This is a genomic window from Belliella calami, assembly GCF_022549695.1.
GTDB classification, from domain to species: domain Bacteria; phylum Bacteroidota; class Bacteroidia; order Cytophagales; family Cyclobacteriaceae; genus Belliella; species Belliella calami.
The window spans coordinates 82,684-105,321 of record NZ_JAKZGS010000010.1; the positions used below are offsets into that span (position 1 = coordinate 82,684).

The window sequence follows — 22,638 nt, forward strand, 5'->3', positions numbered from 1 at the left end:
ATTAGTATTCCAGGACTCTATCCAATAGATGAATCACAGCTCTGCTTGCAAGTACATTGCTTTGAGGCAAGATCACATTTGCGACATTTCCTTGGTTATCTCTCACAGTCATCGTAAATGGTGGGTTGTTTCCATTGGCGCTGTTGTCTATGACTACTTTCTGGGCCTCACCCTCCAAGGTGACAAATAGTGTATTAAACTCTTCCCCAGCTGGATTTACTATCTTTTTCCCATCTGGTACTATGGTATTTCTCGGTATGAAATGATACTTCAAAAAAGTCGCAATCCGTTCTCTTTCCTCTACATTCCCTGTAAAAGGATCAGCAGGAAGTTTTCCATCCAATACCGCTTGTTCTATCGCATCATTTGAAGGAGCCAAAACAGTAAAAAATGCTCCCGAACCTACGCCTTCTATCTGCAAAGTGCCGGAGTTGTAAAGAGAAGATCCTCTCAAATAATCAGAAAACCTAGAAAACTGAGGTGTGTCAAAAATACTTTGGGCAAGTGTTTTCTCTGTGTATTTCAGTAATCCATTGACATATAAAACATAGCCGTTGTTTGCCAAATGAGATTGAGCTACATCAAAATTCAAAGTGACACCTTCATCTGCGTTTCCAGAAGCATAGATTTGGTTGTTTTCGATCCTTATATATTCTCCTCCAAATGTTTCAAAGATTTTTGGGGTATTCAAATCAGCAAGTTCAGATGGATTGTCTATTTGAATCAAAGATAATTCTAGCATTCTGCTGATTCTATCAAATGCAAGATTGCCACTTCCATTGAAAGTCCATTCAGTAGGTGTTCCTGGGTTGTATTCAAAACCAGCATCTACTATTTGTTGATTTGACATCATGATCAAGCCGAAATTTTGGCCCGGTGAAGAAATTGTAAACCTGTATGGCCCCAATAAAGTCCTCATGATACTGTAAGCTGGATTCAAATAAGGCTTACCGTACACTGAAAAAAAGAAATTTCCTTCCTGCACTCTATTGGTTCCATAAAACAAACCATTGCTAAGCACCTTTTTATCAGTGATGTTTGATTCCAGATCGAATCTTGCAGGCTCTCCAAGAGCATTGCTATTTTCTCTCAATTTACTTGGCCATACAGCAGACTGGAACATGTGCATGTTCACAAAATCAAACATGATTTCATCTGGTACATTGCTCACTGCACCATAATTTTCTAATAGGATATCATCCAAAAACTGTTGCAAAGCAGCGTTTTCAGGAGCAAATAGGGTCCAAGAATCTGACTGTGCGTCGTTGACATTTGCACGTAGAAAATTTTCATTGTTTGGTGCAAAAGCATATTGCCCAGAGTAGGATTTGACATGCACTGGCCCCATCAGCTGCTGCAATGCTCCATATCTTTCCGTCAATTGTGGATAAGACTCAGAATCGTAATTTACAGCGACATTATTTGCTCTGTTTCTATAATCCATTTCCACAATAGACTTGAACAAGCTGTATTCTGGCTTACTTGCTAGATATTCCTCGATATTTTGTAATGGTTCTATCACGCGATCCAAAACGTGGATCACTCCATTTTCGGCTCTGACATTAGAGATTGCTATGTTTGCCCTATCTACTTGCGCTCCTGAGAAAGTCCTGTTATAGAAAGCTTCAATATCCTGGGCTGTGATATCTTTTTGTCTCAGGTAATGATTTAAAAAATAAGGAACATGCTTGTTGTTGTTGTCATTGATGGAAAATGTACCGATACCATTTCTATTGGCACCAATTACTTCCATCTCTTCACCATATACATTCCTCCTCGTGACACCTGTATAATAGGCAGTTTTTCTTCTAAATGAGGAAGAAAGTGTGTCGTTTCCAGGCCCTGTTTGATAGAAAGCCAGCGTGTTCAAGTCATAGGCATCGAATACCAACGAGTAAGCTACCAATTTGAAAGCCGTTTCGTCATCGATATCTTGAACCCCTGAAATACCCTTTTCAAGGAAATAGGCTTCATAGGCTGAATCATCAGGAGCAAATACTGTCCAATACCCGGCAGAACTTAAGGTCTCCTTGTACCCTGCCCTCTCTACCAATGCCAAGTAATGGTCAAAATTGCCCTGAAATCTCGCAGAATCTGACAATACCTGATAAACTGGCCCAGCGAGGTTGGATGGTCTAGCGTAATACTCATCAAACTCTTGTTGACAGCTTATCATGGATAAACCCATCATAATTGCCAATAGAGGTAGATAAATTCTAATGGTAAATTTGTTCATATATTATTTTGGTTTATTGATAATCAGAGGTTGAAAGAGCCGGATTTTTTTCCTTTTTCAGAATCATAATACATGACCTTCAAATCAAATAAAATTCTGCTATTCCACCCTATTTCGAAATTTATGAAAAACAGTTTTTTAAGGTATCCTGTAGTATCTGCAATCGGGTGAAAAATTTTATTGATTTTTATATCATTTTTTACTTAAAAAATTTCTTAAATTCTATATATAGGATTTAAAAAAACTAATTATCAACAAAATGACAGTTTTTTTAAAAAAATTTTAATAGGAAGGCAATAATGGTATTTATTTCTTAATCAAATAAAAACACAATAGATAATTTTAATTTTAAACTTTTGTTCTTAAAAATTAATTTCGGCAGTTTTTTGGCAGCTCAATCTTCTGAATACCAAATAACTGTAAATTAAAAAAGTGACAATTCTTTATTTTAATTAGAGGAGTTAAACGTTCCGTGCCAATGGCTCCGATATTCATATCGGGGGAGGGAAAGACTCCCTCGGAGCATTGTCAAGTCCTGAAAATAGTTGACTCTTTTTTGTTTCAATTAGAGGAGTTCAACCCTGTCTGACGCCAGGCAGTCCGCTTCGGGGTTGTTGGTCCTAACCATCATCTTTATTCCCCGCATTTCATACGGGGCTCCGCCACGGCGGACAAGTTATTGAAATGTTGAAGCTCCCGATTCTCGGGACAGGCTCTTCAGGCTTGCGTTTTCCGAATATAACTTTGTGTCTTGGATCTTTGTCACGTCTCATATCTCACGTCTCATGTCTCACATCCCATATCTCTAGTTTCTCGCATCTCACCTTTTTAAAAACTACCAATTATCCGGCACAGGAATAATACAGATATTCATACTCCTGTTATCTTCAGAAAGCATGGCAGATTGGATTTGAATTTTGGTTCCTTGAGGATTGAATGTTGGATGCGGATGATCAGCTGCTGTAGTTTTGTGTCCTGTAGAAAGGATTTTCATCTCTTTTGTTTGTCTATTGATCAAATATAAAGTTCTGGAGAAATCATCACCAACTGCCCATTTGCCATCTGGGGATCCATGGACATGCCATAGCCCACTTCCGCTTGGTGTCTGTCCTTCGATGCGCATCTCTCGTGTTCTGAGATTTACAATTGCTAGACCTGTTGGTTTCTCTCTAGTACCAGATGGTCCCCAAGACGCCTCTTGACCTGGGTTCGCTGCTGAGGTTTCTTTCTCTTCTTTTGTTTCGAATTCAATGTCTCTATGTCCCATGATCGCCATAGCCACTTCATCTTTGCTGATTACTGCTTCATGCGTCACCCATTCGTATTCTGACTCAGAATACAGAGGCCTCAAACCCGAACCATCTCTCATCACTGTCCATGTACGTTGCGGTGACTTCCCGCCAGTTTCCCAACAAAAAACGATCTCTCCAGCCACCCAAGGATTGGTCTGAACATGGCCTACTTGAAATGGGACAGCAACCACTTGGGAAATCTTGCCTGATTTCAAGTCCATGCTCGCTATTCCTCCAGGGCCAGCCCCCATGTTCCTAGGACCAAAACTAGGCTCTATAGCCACACTTTTGTCAATGTGTTTTGAAGCTTCTTCTTTGTTGATTTTGAAATAAACACTTTTCTCATCAGCGTCCAATGCCATATCTCCGCCATTTCCCATAGACTTTGGCACTCTACCATGAATGGTTTCATAGGTCGACTTTTTCTTTAGCTTTTTTGATTCACTGTCTGCAAATAGCTTTCCCAAATCAACAGAAACCACTTCCATATCTCCCACTTCCAGTTTTCTCATGTAGAACAAGCGCATTTCTTTGTGAGAAAGTGTAAGCATTCCATCATAACCTCCTTCTGTGACTTGGACGATTTCCCCGGAATTCTCATTCACTGCCAATGCTTCACCTTTTACCCTATTTGATCTGAAAACCAACCAATTTCCATCAGCTGTCCACTGGGGATGGGTTGGGTAGATTTTCGAATCGCCAGCCGGAGTACTGGTCAAAAAAATCAAGTCAACACCTGTCTCGGGGTCTTTGATTGTCTTTTTTTCGGAAGGAAACCTTGTTCCTATTTGTGCACTGGCCATCTCTGGGATTAGCAAGAGGATCAATAGAAATGTTATTGAATTTAAAATTTGATAGTTTTTCATTATAAGTGGTTTTTTATGGGTTTTTGGCTTATGGGAATATTCTGGATTGGTCTGTGAGGACACAGACCAAGGTTATTTTGATTATTAGATTGGTCTGTGAGGACACAGACCAAGGGTGTTTTGGTTCTTAGATTGGTCTGTGAGAACACAGACCAAGGGTGGCAGAAAACCTTGACTTTTATATCTAGCTAAAAGCAAATTCTCCCTTTTACTCTTCTTCAGTTTTGACCAACCCTTCAGATGTTTCACCATTGATTTTGACATTCTTGAATGTTACATCTTTGAAATGATTGGTTTTGAAATGTTGATCTACTCCATTGATAGTGGTATTTGTCATGACGAAATTCTCAACTGGAGAAGATTCATAGGCATTGATCATGACGGCATATTTTCCACCATCTTCTACTTCAAGGTTGTCCACGTAAATGTTTTTTATAGTAGGAATATGGTCTCCTTCCTCTTCATAGAACATATTGAAACGCACTGCAGCTTCTTTGTAAGTACCGACTTTGACATTTCGCATATAGACATTCTCTACTGTGCCACCTCTTTTGGAACTGGTCTTGATTCTCAAAACCCTGTCTAGGTTAGGACTGCTCATGACCAAGTTTTGTGCAAAGATATTTTTTGCCCCACCTGATATTTCACTTCCTATCACCACTCCTCCATGACCTTCTTTCATCGTGCAGCCTTCGATGACAATGTTTTCAGAAGCAACTCCCGGGTCACGGCCATCTTCATTTCTCCCTGATTTGATCGCGATACAGTCATCACCGGTATCGAAGTAACAGTCTTTGATCAGCACATTCTTACAAGCCTCTGGATTACAGCCATCGTTATTTGGTCCCAAAGTCTCAACGCGAACACGCTCTACGGTGATATTTTCGCTCAAAATTGGGTGGATGTTCCACATGGGAGAGTTCAGTAAAGTAATGTCTTGGATCAGGATATTTTTGCATTCATAGAACTGTACAAACTGTGGTCGAAGGAAATGTCCCTCGCCAAAGATCCTTTCATCCAAAGGAACTCTGTCTGCTACCATTTGGTGAAGGAGTTTGCGTGCGGGTGTTTGTGTTCCCTTACCTTCTTCCCAACCATAGTGCCTTGCACCACACCAGTACCACCAATTTTCTATACTTGAATTTCCATCAAGCACTCCTTTTCCAGTCAGCCCGATATTCTCTTGTCCATTGGCATAGATGAATGGAGAGTAATTCATCAGCTCCATCCCTTCCCAACGGCTATGCACCAATGGCAAATAATCTTCTGGATTGTCACTGAAAAGCAAAGTTGCACCTTCTTCCAAATGCAGATTGACATTGGACAATAAATGGACTGCACCTGTCAAATAAGTGCCTTTTGGTACGATCACTTTTCCTCCACCAGCTTCGTGACAAGCCTTGATGGCATTTTTGATCGCCTCTGTATTCAAGAACTCTCCACCTTCTTTTGCTCCAAAGTCACCAATCAAAAACTCCCGATCTTCAAATTCGGGGGCGACGATCTGATCCAAAACAGATTGGAGACCGTCCCAAGGATCAAATTCCTTTTCTTCTTTCGGTTGTTGACAAGATGCATGAAGCAGGCCAAATACGATAAATAAGCAAATCCAGTGATTTTTCATATTCTATTTTTTTTCAAAGGTTACATGATCTCGAAAACTTTTGGGATGACGATTTCATGTTTTCCAGGTTCATTTTTCTAATTCTATGCATGCCATGATAAATGGCCCAACGCCTTTCGGGTCATTGGTTTTGATTTTTTCATTGATATAATAATCGTAAGTACCATCCCGATATGGATTTCCGCCCAAACCAGCTACAGCACAGACTTGATGCAAATGAATTTCTCCATCAACAGTTACCTCCACCATATTTTTGAGCATTCCTTCAAGGCATTTTTCAGCTACTTTTCTGAAAGAAATCTCCAAATGTCCATTGTTTGCCCCTTTTGCCAAAGCATATGCAAACATGGCGCTGACTGAAGCTTCCTCAAAATTCCCAGTTTCTTCTCCTTTATCCACCACTTGGTACCAAAGTCCAGTTTCGGGATTTTGATAGGGCAAAATTGCCTTAGCCAATCGTCCCAAAATACCCTGAACTTCAGCTCTTCCGGTATGTGATTCTGGAATGTAATCCAAAGCGTCAACCAATGCCATGGCGTACCAACCCATTGCTCTCCCCCAAAACTCAGGGGATTTTCCTGAGTCTGAATCAGCCCATTGCTGCAATCTGCTCTCGTCATAACCATGGTACAACAAGCCCGACTTTTCATCCCTAAGATGCTTTTCCAACAAAACCAGTTGCAAAACCCCCTGATCTATGGCTTCTGGTTCTTCAAACTCAACTCCATATCGAATCAAAAAAGGAGTGCCCATATATGCTCCATCAAGCCACATTTGCCATGGGTATCGGAGCTTGTGCCAAAATCCGCCATCGGTCGTTTTCGGCTGCCATCTCAATTGATTCCGAAGTGTCTGCAAAGCGATCAAGTACCGATCTTCTCCTGTGTTTTCATAAGCTTGGAAAAGCAACTTTCCGGAATTGATCATGTCTATGTTGAAAGTTTCTTGCTGATAGGTTTTGATTACTCCATCTTCTGAAATCATCCCATCGAGGTACTCCATCACATAGTCATTGTATTCGGTTTTGCCTGTTTTTTGAGCAAGTTTTTCGAAAGCTGTGAGCATCAGACCTTGTGGATAACTCCAGACTGGTTTTTCCATAAACTCGATCATCCAAGGTTCTGGGTTTTGCTTCATCACAGACAAAGCTGTCCGCTCTGACCAACTGAGTTTATCACTGATGGTCTGTGCTTGTACAGCTCCGACCAAAAGCATACCCAAAATAAATACTGATAAAAATCCTTTCTTCATCATTTCATTTGTTTAAGACCTTCCCATTTGACCTGCCATTTGCCATTGTCTGGGAAGCCTGGATTAGGTCTGTCAGGCGCTCCTTCCCATCCGGCAGCCATCATGGCTACGGCTGTCAGCAAACCACCATTTCCTGGAAGGTAAATTCTCAGTCTTTTGTCTTGGTAATTGTGCCCATTGGGTAGGTAAATGTTCTTTTGCTTACCCAAAAATATAGCATCCAATGCTGTCTCCGGCATATCCAATCTCGCTGCATTCATTGCTATCATGGGATAATCCCAGCCCCAAGTGGTATCCCATTGCCAGATTTCAAGGATTTTCTCCAAAGTATTGCGCATGATCTCTGGGTCAATCATATCTGTCTTGGGCAACATACCATAAGCACCCAGCACTACCGGATGATCATGCAGGTAAAATTCATCGATATAAGCATTTGGATGGGTAGAACTTGGCAGATAAAGCCCATCCTTGATCGGCAATGGTGCAATATTATCCAATACTTCCTGCCATTTTGGGTTACTGGTTTCGCCCAAGCGCTTTTGCCAATCCAATGCTACCGTCAATCCAAAATGCCAATAAGCCAACTCAAAAGGAGGATCATCCGTGGCATTGGCAGGGAATAATTCTTGTGCAGGAATCAAAGGGGCGATCAAATGATACTTTCCAGTTTCTTCACTCTTCTGGGCAAAAGAAGCCATGAAATCCGCTGTTTCGTAAACCAATTCCTTATACTTTTCCAACAAAGCCACACTGCTGTCTTGGGCATAAAGCTGCTCCACAAAGTATAGAATATGCGGCTGTTGCCAAATCAAATACGCGGCAACCGAAGAAGGACTTTCATCACCATAAGGATCTGTCATTTTCTGCCACCTTGCCCCTTCAAAACCCTGACGCTTTGCGGTAGCTTTTGCCTTGTCCAATACATCAAAGTACCATGGCAAACTCTTCTCCAACAACTCAGGTCTTCCCCATAATGGAAAATGCGCTCCATGCCACCAATGCATCTCGATGTGGAATTTTCCATACCAAGAGTTCATCGTCAAACCTGTCTCCTGCGGAGGAAGTGAACCTGTACAGTTTACTTTGGTCAAGTATTGGGACAAAACCACACGCCTTTCCAGTTCATGTGCCCGCCCGTCTGTACTTCCAGAAAAGTCAATAGCGCCACCTGAATTCCAGAATTGTTCATAACCTTTCTTGGAACTTTCGGCAGTAGCAGAGAAGCTCGGGGTATTGGTTTTTGCTTCTTCTTTTGTGAAAAATGAAGAAAATTCCAATGTCTCTGAACTTGGATCAGGTGTGAAATAATACTTGTGCTTTTCCGGAGAGTCCCAAGAGCCATCACCTGACCAAGCCACTTGGGTAAAGTATGCAGCACTGTCGAGCTTTCTTTCGAACAAAACTTCCTGTGTGGATAACTCTTTCAATTCGGTAGAATGCCGATCCTGTTTTTCCCAGTCATAACCGGGGCAAACATGGCAGCCCGAACCGTAAGGGAAATTCATTTTGACTTTCAATCTGCCTGCTTTTACCAAAGGAGATTCGATTTTGAAAGCTATACCATCTAGCTCTTGATGTGCATACAAAGTCAGTGAAATTGGGCTGCCTTCCAGTTCGTATGTGGAAACAATCTCTCCCTGCCAAAGACCCAATCTTTGGTTGATATTTTTCAAATCTTCAAGCTTGGCAACTTCCCCATTTTCCTTGAGCAATTCCAAACCGATGATGCCCAAGTGAAATCTATGTGGACTGGTTCTGAAATAATCAGTTACTTCCTTTTTCCTGCCTTCTTTGTGCTGCACGGGAAATGAAATCACCTGGCCTGTGGCTGACGTATCATTTCTCAATATTTCATTCCAGTCATAGTCTCCCGGATTGGGAAAAGCATGCCATGCCCATTGTGTTTGGGTGCCTAAAGAGACGCCATTTTCATATTCTTTGTAAAAAGTCTGTAAACCACTGACATCTACAGTGAAGGCAAACTCACCATTGCCAACAGTCAGCGAAGCCAAGGTATCAGGAGCATTCAAAATCACATCATGTCGATCCACCAAGGCTTTTCGGTCAATTTTGTCAGCTGTTTTATCCACTGATTTCTCTTCGCAGGAAGTCATACCCAGCATGCAAAAAGTAAAGCTGTAAAATAAAACTGTTTTGAAAATGGCAGTACCATTAGAACACTTTTGCATAGCTGATTACTTTACAGTCACTTCGATTTTTGCTTCCAAATGCTTCACCAAATCCCTAAGGTGTTGCTCAAAATACGCTGCATCATTGAATCCATCTTCGCTCAATTCCCAAGCGCCAATGGCATAATATTCAATTGGTTCATTGTTGGCAGTTTTCATTTTTGCCAAGTATGAATTGGTTACATTCCCTTCTTTTGGCGCCTCAATCATCTCCAGAAATTGTGCTTTGGGAAGGATCAATGCCATTCCGATGATCCATTCTTTGTCATAGCCTTGTGCATCGTGCGTCATCAGTACCACCCAATCTTGGAAATCGTCAAGTTGCTTGATTCCTTTATCATTGTGGATATTTACTAGTCCAATGGCTATGTGCTCGTCTCCTTGAAGCCCATGGAATTTCACCTCGTTTTTGAAGCCATACATACCTGGGATGATGCTAACTTTTTCCTCCACTTTAGGATATTTTCTATCAAAAGCATCCCAGTTGTTATATTCAAAATGCATGATAGATCGAACTGGGCCTTCGGAAAGAATCTTAAAAGTGGATTTTTCGATATTGTTGACAGCATCTTCGACCAAGACACCAAGTCTTGCTGGCTGATCGTCTTTGAGCAAGGTAAATCCTCCAAGTCCAACAGAATTGCCAACTGCCAAAATATCCCTGCCCCAATCTTCCATAGTATGGTAATTGTCTTCAACTTCCCCTTTATCATTAAGGCCTACATTTTTTGGGCTCATTGCCGAAGTCTTTTTCCCAAACAAATCCTTAGAGTTTCTACCATCAAAATAATGTCTGAAACCAACTTTATCATTCTCCCATGAAGGACCATCTGTCTGATAAGGCTGATAGCCGATGCTTCGTGGAAGTTCATTTGCCAACAAAACATCGCTTTGTCTAGGTGTCACAGCCTGATCTACCGCATCTCTTTTTCCAAATCTGACAGCTGTCCTTTTCTCGAAATCTGCAGCTTCATCTACCCATTCCAAAGTGAGGGTTTTCTCTTCTTCAGCATCAAAATCCACCAACAAAAAAAGCTGATCTTGTTTCCCATCACCATTGGTATCATCCATTTGGTAGGCAATCGCATTTCCTTCAGCATCAGTAATCTTTGGAAATTTCCCCTCAACTACTTCCAAATCCTTTAAGTTGATTTCTATTCCTTTGTCCTTGAGGGAAGTTGAACTGCTGTTTTTCAATACGATCTGTGGCAAGGATTCTTCTTCGGAAGGATTACATGCCAGCATCAATGTGACGAGGAATAGTGTCGAGAATAGGTTTATTTTTTTCATAGTTCTATATTTTCATTTTAATTAAAATGTATATCCGCTTTCTTACCAGTTGCCATGCAAAATCATATAATTTACCCCCAACTGATGCACTGATAACTTATAGACTTACAACTCTTGTGCGCTCCACCACGGACCAGTCGTGGCGTAAGTAATTATTATTTCACCAATGTAACCGCCATCAGTCCAATGACCACATCCACTGAGACAGTTTTTAGACGGATTTCCTTGAGTTCTTTAGTTGTATCCAAAGGCAAGTCCAAGACTGTGGCTGCCCCTCCTTCTATTGCGTATTTTGTAAAATGTCCAATGTTTGTATAATTATCATGTGGCTGATTTGAGATTTTTCCAGTGGCCAAATGTACCCGGTACGGCCTTGGACGATGTGTATCAAAAGCTAGCCCATCCAAATAATAGTCCTGCTCTATTGGCCACCAGTTTTCAGGATTGCGAATGGAAAGTTTTTCAACCGATCCATCATCGTAAACTACCTCAAGATAGCCATTATCAATATGGCTTTGCATGTGGTTGGTCGTGCCTGCCATCAAGAAATATGCATGGGAAGCTTTTCCGCTGATCGGCATGGAGATGGAGTCAGGATAATTATCCCAAAAAGAAGTAAACGCAATGTTGTTTTTTTCTTCAGAATTGAATGAAAAATCTAGTCCAAATGGCATGTGGATAACTCCATCATTTTGCCTGGCCAATTCCCTAACACCCTGATCATCAATTTTCATGTAAGCTCCAAATGATGCCCAATCACCCAATCCCTGCTTTGGAATCTGTAAGGTGGGATAAGGAGAGCGTGGGCTCAAGTATTCATTTTCAAAAACCTGTGTGACTGCGTCATTGAAATGCGTGGAAATGGAAATTTGCTCTACTTGGCTTTGAACCTCAATATCCCAATTGATGATTTCACCTTTGTACAGCAAGTCATTTTCTGTATAAATCTCAATTTGGTTCGTACCAGGATAGAGATAATTTTCCTCCAACCCCAAATCAAAAATCAATTCAAATCCTTCTTCAATCGCAAAAGTCTCTTGCTGCTTTCCATTCACCTTCAAAGTGACGGATTGTAGATCTCCAATATTACTCTCCAAGCCAAAATGAATTCTATCTTTTTGTTGGATTTCAGGAACATGGACTGTTAGTGGAGATAGGATTTCTATAGAGATAGGATGCCACCATTCCAGTTTTCCTTTCTTTAGTTTTAAGAAAAAAGTATAATCTCCTTCCGTATCAATTGCATTTGCCTGAAGTGAATTCCCTTCGATAGAAGAAGTGCTTAGAATTTGCTGTGGATCTTTGATCTCAAGTAATTCAACACCTTCTATTTTATGTGAAATGGATTTTCTGGAAACTGCCCTGATTACAATTTTCTCTGTTGAAATCATTTCCTCAGACCAAGTTAGGCTGATTGCGCTTTCCTTTTCCAAGGGTATCTCAATTTCATACTTCGGAAATCCAACTGCTTCATCTACAGGATTGAATTTCAAAGCTTTCCCACTTGCATCTACGGCTTTCAATAGCTCACTTTTTGCTTGGACGATTAGCTTGACATTCACATTTTTTGGAAAAGAAGAAGAGAGTGTGTAATCATCGATGTTTCCATTCTTTTTGAAATCAAAGGTGAAATCTGGGATTTCCAAAGATGCATATTCCCAATCAGATGGGAATCCTGGCTGCACGCGAATTTCGGAATTGGTCAGGTCAGGATTTATCCCAAAAAGCCCTTCGATCAACGTCCTGGAAGCCATTCCGATAGGATCTGCAAAATCCCTGTACAACTCTCCCCGCATGGCATCCAATGTGGACAACTGCTGAAAATTTCCTGGACTTCCACCCATGTACATACTTTCGAGCAAGGCACTTTTCCAAAGCAGAAAAGCGTCTTCATTGTTGTTTGCCTGCCAAAAAGCAAGTGCGGTATGCAAGGTTTCGGCCAGTGCAACATTGTTCACAGACCAAGTATAAGGCATCCAATTGGTAGTGGATACAACTTGATAATCCACATCATTTTCCTGAAACCCAATAGGTATAAATGGGATCTCCTGATCGACATACTGTGTCATCAAATAGGACTGGAATGGATCTGGAACTTCCGAATCGATCACATGGTAAACAGACCAAACTCCTGCTTGGGGATGTAACCTTTTTCCACCCAGCAAATCCTTGTATTCAGCATAAACGCCTTTGTTACTTTGCCAAAGTTCCTTTTCCATGGCTTGCTTGATCTTATCAGCCTCTTCTTGGAACAGGTCAGTTTCTTTCCCTATCAAACTGCCCAAGCGAGCGGCATTTTTGAATGCATAATAATTGTATGCCGAGGCATGTGATACGCCTCCACCGTTGTATTGCAGGGCATCCGAAGCCCAGATACTCGCAAATGCATTGTACAGTCCATCACCATCAGTATCAAAATTTCGCTTTTCCCAATCCAAATGACGGACAATATTTGGCCATACTTTTTCCAAATACTCCAAATCTCCTGTCCAGTCAAAATGCCTGATCAATTGATCAAAAAAGACCTGATTCATGTCATAATGGTGGGGTGGTGATGGAGGGCCTGGTCTTCGGCTGAGATATCCACTGTTGTATATCGAATATCCTGCTTTTTCGATTTGCCTTCCCAAGTTCTTCTCAGGATCGGGATCGTTGCGACTACCGCCTGGTTCTAAATACTGTGACTTCAAATATCCATCAAAATGCCTTCTAGCTCTATCATGCCATCCCAATCCATCAGCCACATAAGCACCTCGCCAACCTGGCAATGGCATCCGCCAAGCAATTGCACCATGGACGAAAGCAGAAACTTTTTCATCAAAAATAGCATTTCCAGCCACTGCCAAAGCGCCATCAAGTGTGTTGATAAATTGATCGGGAGTATTGACTTTGATTCTGTCTATCAAAGTTTGTCTTTGGACTTCTGCATTGAGAAAATGTCGGGGAAGACTGCTTGGGTCAACTTCAGTAAAACCTGGCTGGTAAATTCCCAAATAAATTGGAGCACTTGTGACAGACACTTTACCTGCCAGCAAAGGATAATTGATGGGTTGTGATTCCCACATTTCTGTTGGCGATTGCAAAGTACCTGCTTCTATTGCTTTCAAAGCTACTCCTTCGGAAAAAGTCCCAAGAATCGACTTTCTGGAATCATTAGCTCCAAATTCAATATTGAATTGTTGATTTTCGGTGATATTGACAATATTGCCAGTACAGTTTTCGGGATTTAAATAAAAAACTGATTCAGGATCAGCACCCAAATCCCCTGACCTACTGAATTTTTTACCAGAGACACCACCCATAAAAACCAAGAGTTCTACGCCTTTTGGAACCATTGAAAATTCAATTTTGAGGACTGAACCCTCCATTTCCCTCAATGGAATCATTTCTAAAAACAAACTACCATCTTCCAACATCGGATCCTGAATGGTATATAGCATTTTGCCAGGCCTGTATCTTGCTTCAATGTCCGAAGCATGGATTAGCCATTTTTCTCCTGCATCACTGAGCAAAGCAAAGCTGAGGTTTCCTCCCATTCCGGGCAGATAAAAAGCAAATTCCGGCAAATCCCCAGCTTCCACTCGGTACTCAGATGGGTAGCCATAGAGTGCACGGTTAAATCTTTTGTCCCCATTCTCAATCACAAAGTCTTTTTGATCGGGAATGTATCTGATGTTCCTATTTTGGGGTTGTTGGGCAAGCAGTGAATTGCTGGCAACAATAAGTAAGACTAGAGAAATCATGATAAGAATCTGAAGCCTTGATTTTATGAAACAATAGTTTGAATCGGTGCTTTTGGATAGCATGATCATTTTGTAAAATTCATAAGTGATTTTACATAAAATGGAGAATATGAAAAGCAGGATAAAAATCATAGTGGTTATTCAGGGAATCAATCGAATATAATTTCTATATCAGTAAAAACCTTCCTGTAGTATCTTGTTATGAAAGAAAAGCCACCCCCGAATTACAGGAGTGGCTTCATACTTATGCCAATGAAGATTAATACCCTGGATTTTGAGGAAATTCTGCATCATTCAAATCCAATGCAGCCTGAGGTATAGGACGAAGAATTTTCAATCCTCCACCAATTCTTTTAACTAAAAAACCACGCCCCAATGTGGCGTGGTTTTCCAAACTAATTAACCCTATATATTAAAACATTATGAATATCCGCTTTCACACCAGTACCCATATTTAATTAGGTACAAACTTTGAATTCAGCTGCTGTCGACTGTCGACTGTCATCCGTCGACGATTATCCGATTGATCCAATTGTTTTATTTACCTTTTGGTGTAATTGCGGATAATCATATAAACATTTATCTCATTATTTTTTCAAATACTCTTTCAACTTAATTACTTCCAACCCTGCATCTATTACTGAGCCAACACCATGCTTTTCATTTGCTCTAGCAGGTCGTGTGTAATAGAAAATAAGATCGTCACTGATTCCTGTTCCTACACAAATATCCTTCACTTGACCATCTTCTGTGATCATGGTTTTTCGTAGTCCATCCCAACCTCTCAAAGCCACAGAAGCAAAACGCTTGTCTATCCATCCTTCTGTGATGGCCTTTGCAAATCCCTGCACAAACATCGCCGAAGCCGAAGTTTCTTGATACGAGTCATTTTTGTCCAACAACTGTCTCCAAAGGCCATCTTGATCTTGATATCTCGACAAACCAATCAACTGTTTTTCCAAGTTCTTAATAACCTTATCTTTTCCAGGATAACCATCTGGCAATCTTTCCAACAAATGTATTTGTGAAAGTACCAACCAGCCATTGCTTCTTCCCCAGTGGGCAACTCCATTTTGTTCTGTATCTGTATAATAGCAGTGGAAATACAAGCCATTATGCGGATTCCAAAGGTATTTATCAAAGTTCAACACTTGATTGATAGCATCGTCGAAGTATTTATTTTCTCCTGTATATACAGCCAACCTAGATAAAAATGGAACGCTCATATAAAGATCATCTGCCCATAAGGTCATTTCTTGTGGAAAAGTCCTTACCAATGTTTTGTCAAAAAGCCTGTCTTGTCCATAAGTCATTCTCTTTGCACCATTTTCAATGTATTCCTTATAAGTAGCGTTGTCGTCCTTTTTCATTACCTCCAACATACTTGCTGAAATAGCACCAAAATCATCCAGCTCCAGCATTGTCCAAAGCTGACCCAAGGGATATTTATGATGCGGCCTGTCGTTTTTGAACCTACTTTGGAAAAACTTATAATTCTCAAAACCATGGGCTATATGGTTTTTTGCATAATCATAATATTTACTTTCTCCTGTATGTGATGCCAAATGCATCATGGCAAGATTAATCACTCCATTGGTATAATGCCATTCACCATATTTGGATGCAAATGACACTTCTTTGTCTTTTGGGATGTCTTTGTAGGAAGCATAATTGTTTCCTTGGTCATCTTTAAACCCCAACTTATTCTCCGACAAAATAAAATCCGCGACTTTTTGAACAACCTCTAAATCAGAATCTACTCCATTTTGCTGCGCAAAAACCTGAATTGTTGATAAAAAAATAATCAATGTAGCTGTAAATACAGGTTTTGAAAATATTTTGTGTTTCATGGTTAGGGGTTATTGTTTTTAATCTATCGAAAATTATGACTCTATTTTTTATTTCCTATCCTGTACTTACCCGAATCCATCAAATTGAAATTCAAATACTCAAGACCTCACTGTACTGTCCTGCTTTCATAAATGACTAATACATTATTACTTGTGGAATAGAAAAGTTTGCATTAACCTTATGGATTCAAATCAATCCCAAACCTATGAAGACCACTAAGCTTTTTGTAATACTATCATTTTTTGCATTTCTAAATTTCAACTGCACAAATGATCAACCTGATGAAGTTTATGTCTTTTCATATTTCACAGGAAATGGGGAAGATGGGCTTCATCTTTCATACAGCCTAGATGGTCTGAACTGGGAGACATTGCAAGAAGGAAAGCCCTTCCTCACGCCAACTGCAGGAAATGATAAGCTAATGCGAGATCCCTGCATCATCAAAGGTGGAGATGGACTATATCATATGGTTTGGACTGTAAGCTGGAACGAAAAAGGACTGGGCTACGCATCTTCTCCTGATTTGATCCACTGGAGCAAGCAAATGACAATTCCAGTCATGGCGCATGAAGCTGGTGCTCGAAACACTTGGGCACCAGAGATATTTTACAATGAAGAGGAAGCTTATTACATGATATTCTGGTCAACTACGATCGAGGGAAAATATTTGGAAACCCAATCGAAAGAAGAAAGTGGCTACAATCATAGAAAGTACTATACCACTACCAAAGATTTTGTCGAGTTCACCCCCACAGAATTGCTTTACGAGCCTGGATTCAATGTAATAGATGGATCTATCATCAAGGAAAACGGTGAATACATCATGTTTGTCAAAGACGAAACACGAGAGCCTGCGCAAAAGAATATCCGAATCACCAGAAGCAAATCATTGACTGGAGGATATGGTTCTGCATCCGAGCCGATTACGGGAGATTATTGGGCTGAGGGGCCCACAGTAGCGAAAGTTGGAGATCAATGGATTGTGTATTTTGATAAATATACTGAAAAAAAGATGGGTGCAGTAGCTTCCAAAGACTTGGTGAACTGGACAGACATCTCAGATCAAGTCAATTTCCCAAAAGGCACCAGACACGGTACCGTTTTCAAGATCAGCATGGCGGAATTGGAAAAACTGAAGAAGGCGGTGTTATAGAGTTTGGTTAATTCTATGTTATTTCATTAATGCTATTGCAATTTTTAGTTTTAAGCTTTCTGAATAATCAGGTTTATAAATTAAATCTACAATAATTTCATGCAGAAGTTCTTTATCAATCTTGTTATCAGCAACATAAACAGCAATATTTTCCATCTCTTTCATAAATCTAGAAACGAGATAATTACATCCATTTATTTCTAAAAAATAGGAAGCTAAAACAATAGAAGATCTTTTATTTCCATCATTAAATGCATGGTTCTTGTTGATAGAATAGAATAAATGACAAACTTTTGATTCTAAATCTGGATAATAAATATCATTTTTAACATGGTCTAATACACTAGATAATAAATCAATATTTAAAACACCTTTTCTTCCACCTGAATTTTCAATGATATAATTCTGTACTAAGACAGCATGATTGAGATCGAAATATTTGAATTTCATTTTATCTGTCTTTTAATCGTTTAAATATTTCAATATTTTCATCAACCCTTTCTTGTAAAGATTTGCTATTCTCACCTAGAAATTTCTGAAAATCACTCGTAGGAATACTTTGAATGTACTTTTCAAGTCTCGAATGTACAACCTCACGAAAGCCATAATCCCTTGAAGCCATTTTTATACGAGCGTCCTCAAGTTGAGGGATCCAAAATCGATGAGCAGTAAATTCTTTTATTAAATGATTCAGTTCATTTGGTGTCAGCTTTCTTCCAATTTCCTCATACTTATCCTTCATTGCATCTGCAATTCCAATTTCAAAGGATGCTATTAGTTTTAAAACTTCAGAATACATTGTTTCTCTAGGACTCTCTTTATCTTCAAGTTTTAATATAGCTTTGTATTCTGTTGCATTTTCATGAAAAATAGCTTGGTAAATCGCATCTGTATAGATGCTATATTTCGCATTCCCCATTTCAAGGTATTGACTCAAAGCACTTGTAAATTCCTTACGATATACCGGCTCTCTAAGGATAGCCACAAAGTATTCTTCATCTCTCTGGTTTATAAATTTTGTTTGACCTCCTATTTTTTGGTTAATACTATCTAAAACAATATCGAGTATTGTGCTTCGAATTGATTTTGCTCTTTCACTTTCAGTCAGCATCATACCGATATTCAAAAAAGTTCTAAAATTGAAAACAGCAAGACTTCTCAACTTACTAAGCTTTTGTTTATCAGATTCATTCTTTTTGAAAGGGACATTGATGTCCTCCTCAAAATCAGCCTCAATGTCAGCATAAATCAAATACCCAAACAACTGTTTAAATTCTTTTAGTTTTTGGCCTTTTAACACACAATAACCATTATGTGACAATTCAGGCTCTGCGGACTCAACATATCTTTTGACCGTTTTAGTACTAACCTCATAAAAGTCCGCAATCTGTGCAGTTGTGAAACGGTATTCGCCATCATATAACATCCCTGTTACTCCTAGAAATTTTTGAATATTTTCAATAAAATCTGAATTATTGAGAATATTTTGCCTATCAATTGCTGAGTCTGTTAAATTATTTGCCATATCATATTTTTCAAATTTGCCAGAGACGTTCATGTCCTCCTCAAATTTATTTCTTTTTTCTAGTTTTCATGTCCTTCTGGAGAAGAAGTATATTCAAGTTTTTTAATGAAAATCATTCGTAATCCCTAAACAACAACTAATACAAAGGTTAAGTAATTAACACTAAGATGACTTTTACATCCTAAGCATTTTTCAATACAAATTGTAATTTTTGTTGAAATTTATAAACTCCTTCCATATCTAAGAACTTCCTGCACTCTTCATTTAAAATATCAAAAACATATTAATTAACCTCATTTCCCAATTCACTCAGATATTTTTAATCTAACTGACAAGTGCTCCGAAAGTACAGGATACTTTTTATCATAAAATGGCTTTTATTAGGCTCTTCATGTTAACCCAATTTACCATGTCATTTAGAAATCGCCTGAAATTATTGATCACATCTGTAATTTTCATAGTTACTATTGCTCCTACTAAAGGACAGCAAACTGAACAGTTTTTTCTCAGCGGCACTGACAATGAAAACACAGAAACTTGGGAGTTCTTCTGCTCCTCGGGCAGAAATAGTGGCTTTTGGAGCACTATTGAGGTTCCTTCCCATTGGGAACAACAGGGTTTTGGCGCTTACAATTATGGAAGGGATTATGTGACTTATGGACGCTCACATGAATTTGCCGATGAAACTGGCTTTTACAAAAGAACTTTTACCGTCCCACAAAACTTCAAAGGAAAATCCCTTGAACTGGTATTCGAAGGCTCGATGACAGATACTGAAGTGAAAATCAATGGCCAATCCATCGGGCCGGTTCACCAAGGTTCATTTTATAGGTTTACTTACGATATTACTGACTTTGTCAACTTGGACAAAGAAAATCTGATAGAAGTAAAAGTGAGCAAGATGTCTTCCAATAATTCCGTCAACCGTGCTGAGCGTTATGCGGACTATTGGATTTTTGGTGGGATTTATCGCCCTGTTTACATCAATGCAAAACCCCAAAAACACATTTCCCATCATGCCGTAGTCGCTGAAGCAAATGGCAATTTGGAGGTTCACCTGGAACTTGAGAATGTGACAGATGCACAAGAAATCATCGCCACAGTCTCGGAACTGAATGGAAAATCCATCAAAGAATGGAAAACAAAGGCAAATTCAAGCGGCTCACTTCTAATCAAAAATCAATTTGAAAATATTCAGACTTGGAATTCAGAATTTCCAAACCTTTACCTTCTCAAACTTTCACTGAAAGACAAAGGGAATAAAACCCTCCATGAAGTCGAAGAGCGCATCGGCTTCAGAACTATCGAGATCAAAGAAGGGGATGGAATCTATGTGAACGGAGTGAAGGTAAAAATGAAAGGCATCAACAGACATGCATTTTGGCCAGAAACAGGGAGATCACTCAATGCTTCCTTAGACTTGATGGATATCCTGCTGATGAAGGAAATGAACATGAATTCCGTAAGGACTGCCCACTACCCACCTGATAAGTCATTTTTACATCTTTGTGACTCTCTTGGGCTATATGTAATGGATGAACTTGGTGGTTGGCAAAATGCTTATGATACCGAATCAGGGAAAATATTGGTGAAAGAAATGGTTCGGAGAGATGTCAACCATCCTTCGATCATTTTCTGGAGTAACGGAAACGAAGGAGGAACAAACAAAGCCCTAGATGGAGATTTTGACCTCTATGATCCATCCAAAAGACCAGTCATTCACGCCCATCATAGACCTGGTAATGATTTCAATGGAATAGACACGGATCATTATGAAAACTATGAGAGTTTGCTCAAAAAATTTGCTGACTCTACCTTGATTTATATGCCTACCGAATTTCTCCATGCCCAAGATGATGGTGGAGGTGCAGCGGGACTTCATGATTTTTGGGAACTAATGTGGGCATCCAAAATGTCGGGCGGCGGCTATCTTTGGGTATTTTCCGATGAAGGCTTGGTCAGAACAGACATTGGAAATAAGATAGATGTCAATAGGGTCAATGCTCCTGATGGATTGCTTGGCCCACACAGGCAAAAAGAAGGCAGTTTCTATGCTGCAAGGGAAATTTTCAGCCCAGTAAAAATTTTTATGGAGAAGCTTCCTGAGGATTTCAATGGAGAAATAGAAGTGGAAAACAGGTTTCATTTCACCAACTTGTCTGAAGTTAAGTTTGAAGCAGAATGGGTGAAATACAGGAAACCTGGTGATCCAATCTCCGGCCATATTGTCGTGGATAAGTCTCAAATTCAAAGTCCAAATGTCAAGCCAAGTGAAAAAGGGAAAATCAAGATAGCTAACCTGAAGATGATGGACGCAGCAGAAGGACTTTATCTCAAAGCCATTGATCCCCATGGAAAAGAAATCTATACTTGGTCATGGAGAACGGACGCCTTTAATGACTTTTTTAAAGTAATCAACAGTAATCCAAAAGAAGTCCGAGAATCTGATTTAACAGTAACCGACAGTCTGAGTGTACTGTCAGCTGGTGGCTTTACTTTGACTTTTGACAATGCAAATGGCACACTTTCACGCATCCAAAAGCCAAGCGGAATGGATCTAAGCTTTGGAAATGGACCAGTCTTCACTTACGGCGACCAAAAAGTAAGCAACATAGAAACTACAGAAGATGGTGAGTCCAAATCGCTCACCATCCAATATGATGGGCACCTAAAAGAAACCAAATGGACAATCCATCCAAGTGGTTGGGTTGAGCTCAACTATACATACAGCTTACCGGAAGGAGAATACGACTATCCAGGAATCAGTTTTGATTATCCCGAATCGAATGTCATCAGTGCCAAATGGCTTGGAAAAGGGCCATACAGAGTCTGGAAAAACAGAAATCAAGGAACTATCGATGTTCACCAAAACCTCTACAACGATACCCAAACTGGAAGTACTCCGTGGGACTATCCAGAGTTCAAAGGATATTTTGGAGATATCTCCTGGATGGAAATCAATACTGCCCAAGGCAAGTTTTATATTGTCTCCGAAAATGAAGGTTTAAATGTCCGACTATTTGATTTCTATGGTGTGTCAGGACCTACAAGCTATCCCGAATTGCCAAAAGGGAATATTTCATTCTTGGATGGTATTCCAGCTCTTGGCAGTAAATTGGCCTTGGGAATCACTTCCAATGCGGCCGTCTATGGCCCACAAGGAGAAACCAATAAAATGAACGGCACTTATTCCCGAACCTTATATTTCTATTTTGATATCATCCAAGACCAAATATTAAGTCATGACAAAACAAATCGCTTTCCGAATGAAGATTAAGCCCGGTGCTGAGTCAGCATACCAAAAAAGACATGATGAAATCTGGCCTGAACTGAAAAATCTTCTCAAAGATTCGGGCGTAGTCAACTACAGCATCTTCTTGGACAGAGAAACCTCCACGCTTTTTGCCATACAAGAAGTGTCTGGAGAAAATGGATCCCAAGATCTAGGAAATGAAGCCATCGTCCAAAAATGGTGGGCATACATGGCCGACATCATGGACACCAACGAAGACAATTCTCCAGTATCCGTTCCATTGGAGGAAGTTTTTAGATTATAGGTCTAGTGTGAAGGAGATTTGAGACAAAAGATGCAAGTGTTAAAACCCCGAACGGGGTTAA

Annotated in this window: 13 protein-coding genes; 3 read left to right on the top strand and 10 right to left on the bottom strand. The window is 39.9% G+C overall.

The window, feature by feature from the left end:
* Position 1: 1 nt before the first annotated feature.
* The 8 genes from MM236_RS12760 to MM236_RS12795 form a co-directional block, all read right to left on the bottom strand.
* Entirely contained in the window at positions 2–2,236 is a 2,235-nt protein-coding gene (locus MM236_RS12760) for a fasciclin domain-containing protein (protein ID WP_241275366.1), read from the bottom strand.
* 835 nt (positions 2,237–3,071) lie between these two features.
* On the bottom strand, positions 3,072–4,394 hold the full coding sequence (locus MM236_RS12765; RefSeq protein ID WP_241275367.1) for a TolB-like translocation protein: 1,323 nt from the start codon (positions 4,392–4,394) through the stop codon (positions 3,072–3,074).
* Between the two features lie 208 nt (positions 4,395–4,602).
* A complete protein-coding gene (locus MM236_RS12770; protein WP_241275368.1) occupies positions 4,603–6,018 on the bottom strand; it encodes a glycoside hydrolase family 28 protein in 1,416 nt (471 codons plus the stop codon).
* Between the two features lie 69 nt (positions 6,019–6,087).
* Positions 6,088–7,272: a glycoside hydrolase family 88/105 protein gene (locus MM236_RS12775; RefSeq protein ID WP_241275369.1), complete on the bottom strand. Its 1,185-nt coding sequence runs from the start codon at positions 7,270–7,272 to the stop codon at positions 6,088–6,090.
* On the bottom strand, positions 7,269–9,458 hold the full coding sequence (locus tag MM236_RS12780) for a hypothetical protein (RefSeq protein WP_241275370.1): 2,190 nt from the start codon (positions 9,456–9,458) through the stop codon (positions 7,269–7,271). The genes MM236_RS12775 and MM236_RS12780 overlap by 4 nt, the downstream gene beginning before the upstream one ends.
* Before the next feature lie 6 nt (positions 9,459–9,464).
* Positions 9,465–10,748: a DUF4861 domain-containing protein gene (locus MM236_RS12785; RefSeq protein WP_241275371.1), complete on the bottom strand. Its 1,284-nt coding sequence runs from the start codon at positions 10,746–10,748 to the stop codon at positions 9,465–9,467.
* A 155-nt stretch (positions 10,749–10,903) separates the two neighbouring features.
* Positions 10,904–14,491: a DUF4450 domain-containing protein gene (locus MM236_RS12790; protein WP_241275372.1), complete on the bottom strand. Its 3,588-nt coding sequence runs from the start codon at positions 14,489–14,491 to the stop codon at positions 10,904–10,906.
* Between the two features lie 587 nt (positions 14,492–15,078).
* The gene (locus MM236_RS12795; protein WP_241275373.1) at positions 15,079–16,341 is read right to left on the bottom strand and encodes a glycoside hydrolase family 88/105 protein; all 1,263 of its coding nucleotides are present in this window, start codon (positions 16,339–16,341) and stop codon (positions 15,079–15,081) included.
* A gap of 206 nt (positions 16,342–16,547) precedes the next feature.
* Between MM236_RS12795 and MM236_RS12800 the strand changes: the two genes are divergently transcribed.
* Positions 16,548–17,495, top strand: coding sequence for a glycoside hydrolase family 43 protein (locus MM236_RS12800; protein ID WP_241275374.1), 948 nt, complete (start codon positions 16,548–16,550; stop codon positions 17,493–17,495).
* A gap of 18 nt (positions 17,496–17,513) precedes the next feature.
* Here MM236_RS12800 and MM236_RS12805 read toward each other — a convergent pair whose 3' ends face one another.
* Positions 17,514–17,945 carry a type II toxin-antitoxin system death-on-curing family toxin gene (locus MM236_RS12805; protein WP_241275375.1) on the bottom strand — a complete coding sequence of 144 codons (432 nt, stop codon included), beginning with the start codon at positions 17,943–17,945 and terminating at the stop codon, positions 17,514–17,516.
* Between the two features lies 1 nt (position 17,946).
* Entirely contained in the window at positions 17,947–19,020 is a 1,074-nt protein-coding gene (locus MM236_RS12810) for a DNA-binding protein (protein ID WP_241275376.1), read from the bottom strand.
* Positions 19,021–19,429: 409 nt separating this feature from the next.
* Between MM236_RS12810 and MM236_RS12815 the strand changes: the two genes are divergently transcribed.
* Entirely contained in the window at positions 19,430–22,297 is a 2,868-nt protein-coding gene (locus tag MM236_RS12815; protein ID WP_241275377.1) for a glycoside hydrolase family 2 TIM barrel-domain containing protein, read from the top strand.
* A complete protein-coding gene (rhaM, locus tag MM236_RS12820; RefSeq protein ID WP_241275378.1) occupies positions 22,263–22,577 on the top strand; it encodes an L-rhamnose mutarotase in 315 nt (104 codons plus the stop codon). The genes MM236_RS12815 and rhaM overlap by 35 nt, the downstream gene beginning before the upstream one ends.
* Positions 22,578–22,638: the final 61 nt, after the last annotated feature.

Coding starts and splice junctions, on each gene's coding strand:
- MM236_RS12790 (WP_241275372.1), bottom strand. CDS start 14,491: ATGATTTCTCTAGTCTTACTTATTGTTGCCAGCAATTCACTGCTTGCC.
- MM236_RS12770 (WP_241275368.1), bottom strand. CDS start 6,018: ATGAAAAATCACTGGATTTGCTTATTTATCGTATTTGGCCTGCTTCAT.
- MM236_RS12815 (WP_241275377.1), top strand. CDS start 19,430: ATGTCATTTAGAAATCGCCTGAAATTATTGATCACATCTGTAATTTTC.
- MM236_RS12800 (WP_241275374.1), top strand. CDS start 16,548: ATGAAGACCACTAAGCTTTTTGTAATACTATCATTTTTTGCATTTCTA.
- MM236_RS12765 (WP_241275367.1), bottom strand. CDS start 4,394: ATGAAAAACTATCAAATTTTAAATTCAATAACATTTCTATTGATCCTC.
- MM236_RS12785 (WP_241275371.1), bottom strand. CDS start 10,748: ATGAAAAAAATAAACCTATTCTCGACACTATTCCTCGTCACATTGATG.
- MM236_RS12775 (WP_241275369.1), bottom strand. CDS start 7,272: ATGATGAAGAAAGGATTTTTATCAGTATTTATTTTGGGTATGCTTTTG.
- MM236_RS12805 (WP_241275375.1), bottom strand. CDS start 17,945: ATGAAATTCAAATATTTCGATCTCAATCATGCTGTCTTAGTACAGAAT.
- rhaM (WP_241275378.1), top strand. CDS start 22,263: ATGACAAAACAAATCGCTTTCCGAATGAAGATTAAGCCCGGTGCTGAG.
- MM236_RS12760 (WP_241275366.1), bottom strand. CDS start 2,236: ATGAACAAATTTACCATTAGAATTTATCTACCTCTATTGGCAATTATG.
- MM236_RS12780 (WP_241275370.1), bottom strand. CDS start 9,458: ATGCAAAAGTGTTCTAATGGTACTGCCATTTTCAAAACAGTTTTATTT.
- MM236_RS12795 (WP_241275373.1), bottom strand. CDS start 16,341: ATGAAACACAAAATATTTTCAAAACCTGTATTTACAGCTACATTGATT.
- MM236_RS12810 (WP_241275376.1), bottom strand. CDS start 19,020: ATGGCAAATAATTTAACAGACTCAGCAATTGATAGGCAAAATATTCTC.